The sequence below is a fragment of the Clostridium sp. genome, assembly GCF_016650095.1.
Taxonomy (GTDB): Bacteria; Bacillota; Clostridia; order Clostridiales; family Clostridiaceae; genus Clostridium_AD.
In genome coordinates this window covers 1-2,695 of record NZ_JAENWL010000421.1, presented here as the reverse complement: position 1 = coordinate 2,695, position 2,695 = coordinate 1, and the positions used below count along the sequence as shown (strand labels likewise).

Genomic DNA, 2,695 nt, shown 5'->3' with positions numbered 1-2,695 from the left:
CATCTATTAAATCTACCTATGAAAATAGCAAATCCAGTTAGTATATGAACAATTAAAACAAGTATCCAAGAAACCATACTATTATACTTCTTTATCAATGAATGTTGAATTATGTATAGCGAAATAAAACCAACTGCATACTCCTTCAAATGTAATCTATAGTTATGATATATTTTGAGGAGGATTAGGATGAATTTTTCATTTGAAAAAACAACCATAAAATGTACTATTGCAGTTCTTTCCTTGACACTTATCGTAGGGTGTTCAACGAACATTCCACTCAAACAAGTGGACAATGGTAAGAATCAAACCAGCAACACTAATACCAATCAGCAGAGCAATGACACAAGTAATTCTACCTCATCATCACCTGTTGATGCAAACTTAATTGTGTACAAAAATACCGAATATGGTTTTAATTTCTCATTACCTAAGAGTTGGAAAGGTTATTCAATTATCACTGGTAAATGGACGGGCTCAGATATAAAATCTGGTAATATTGTTGAAACAGGTCTGACATATTCTATCAGACATCCTAAATGGACTTCTGTAAAACCACGACAGGATATACCCATTATGGTATTCACAGTTCCTCAATGGGAATTAATCAAACAAGAAAAATTGTCTGTTAGTGCAGCACCTATCGGACCAAGTGAGCTTGGACGAAATAACAACTATGTTTTTGCGCTTCCTGCACGTTACAATTTTGCATACCCGCTAGGGTATGAAGAAGTAGAACAGATTTTAAAAAGCAACCCGCTCCGTTAGACGAGAAACTCGTTGACTTATTAAAATAGCTCTATCCACAGATGATTAACTAAAAATATGATTTGAAGAACTTTTATTGAATTTGCTATAATAATACTATAATTATAAGATATGCAATTAACGACAAAATAATATTTATTGATATAGTATTTATCATAAACTGCTTATCATTATAATCACATTTTTTCATGAAAATTGGAATAACAAATGGTGGTGGCAGTATAAACATCGTATATACTGCTATTACAAAAATCTTATCAAGATGCAAAAATCCAACTATTAAGAAAGTATTAATAAAAAAAGCTATCGTTACTTGAATTATAATTCTTATTAAGGCTGTCAGTAATGGCAGCCCAAAACTATTTTTGCTGACATGAAGTTCATATCCTATTACTATACAAATAATAGGTACTGTAAGACTAGAAATCAATTTTATAGTTTCGTAAAATCCATTTAAAATTGAAAACTTGCTGATCAGTCCTATTACACCAACGCTCCCTAAAAATATTCCTAGAAAAATCGAAATAATAATTGGGGATTTAATAAATGATATTACAAGTTCTTTAAAATTTGAATTGTCACCATTTAATCTTCCGAGGTAAGTAACTAAAATAAAAAATACAAATACTACCTGACCTAGATCAACTACTGCAAGCTTGTACATGCTTGCAGAACCATATATTGCAACAAATATTGAATAGCCCATCATACCAGTTTCAAAACCCGAAAAAACAGAAGGAAAATATTTATTTTCAACCTTAAGCAATCTTTTTAATAGTACTCCTACAAAAAGCATTAATAAACAAACCCCAAACACTATTACCACAATAAATAAATACTTTGATTGAAATTTAATTTCTACAAATGCTGTAAATAGTAGTGCTGGTAGGGAAATATTCACTATGATTTTTTTTAAATCATCAATTGTGCTTTCCTTAAAAAATTTAATATGTTGAAAAAAATTCCCTAAGGCAATGAGAAGTATAACAGGTACTATCTTAGATATAATTAAAATAATATTAGACATATGTTCACCTCACTAAAGTTATTTAAACTTTTTTTATAATTTATTTTTCTTTATAACCAATCTAATTTAGCATTTTATGATAAGCAAGCGTTTTACCATCTTTAGTGAAATAAAGCACATTTTACCTCATATAAGTATAATTGTAGCACCTTAGAATAATGTGTCAATAGCTCTAATTAGAAAAGCTACCACTCATTAATGTGGTAGCTTTTAAAAGATATAGAAACTTACTTTTATACTTGTCTCATTTTTCTAATTCTTTATATTTTAAATAATCAAAATCTGCATATTTTTGCTGTCCAGATAGGTCTTGACAACAGATGCCAATGAAAGCTCCGGTAAATCTACAATGACCTTTTTTCACATAATAATCATCTGATAAAACAGTAGCGTCCAAAACAGGTCCTACATCAGTAAAGTGTTTTCCATCTAGTGAATATGAAAACTGTGCTTGTTCCATATGACAGATAAGTCTTAATTCAATTGATGATTCGTTACCTATTGGAATCCCATGTCCAATTGGATAAGTCGTATTTCCTAAAACTGACGAAATTAAATTTAGAATCTTTCCTTGTTCCTCATCATAAGTTACATGCAAATAATAATAGCTGATATTATCATAATAATAAATCAGACCTGCCATTTGTTGATATGTAATTGGATTAAATTCTATTACTGTATTTGCATTAAAATGAAAATGTTGTTGTCTATGAGCCAATAAACTTTGATGATGAAAGGAAGACATGGACTCACCACCGTATAACCGTAAATACCCTGGTCGCTTTGTAAGTGAGGCCGATGTCCCTAATGGAATTCTTAGAGATTGCAAATGGATACTCCATGTATCATCATCAAAATCTTCCACAAAATCTATCAGATCTCCTCCATTTTCAGAGGAAT

At 30.3% G+C, this 2,695-nt stretch carries 4 protein-coding genes; 1 reads left to right on the top strand and 3 read right to left on the bottom strand.

Annotated elements, in window-relative coordinates; genetic code table 11:
• The coding region (locus JJE11_RS17835) for a DUF1361 domain-containing protein (protein ID WP_366927963.1) at nucleotides 1-218 on the bottom strand (218 nt) is incomplete at its 3' end.
• Between JJE11_RS17835 and JJE11_RS17370 the strand changes: the two genes are divergently transcribed.
• On the top strand, nucleotides 190-768 hold the full coding sequence (locus JJE11_RS17370; RefSeq protein ID WP_291637898.1) for a hypothetical protein: 579 nt from the start codon (nucleotides 190-192) through the stop codon (nucleotides 766-768). The genes JJE11_RS17835 and JJE11_RS17370 overlap by 29 nt on opposite strands.
• An 85-nt stretch (nucleotides 769-853) precedes the next feature.
• Here JJE11_RS17370 and JJE11_RS17365 read toward each other — a convergent pair whose 3' ends face one another.
• Both JJE11_RS17365 and JJE11_RS17360 read right to left on the bottom strand, forming a co-directional pair.
• Nucleotides 854-1,795, bottom strand: a complete 942-nt coding sequence (locus JJE11_RS17365; protein WP_291637896.1) for an AEC family transporter — start codon at nucleotides 1,793-1,795, stop codon at nucleotides 854-856.
• Between the two features lie 244 nt (nucleotides 1,796-2,039).
• Nucleotides 2,040-2,660 carry a hypothetical protein gene (locus JJE11_RS17360; RefSeq protein ID WP_291637900.1) on the bottom strand — a complete coding sequence of 207 codons (621 nt, stop codon included), beginning with the start codon at nucleotides 2,658-2,660 and terminating at the stop codon, nucleotides 2,040-2,042.
• Nucleotides 2,661-2,695 lie beyond the last annotated feature (35 nt).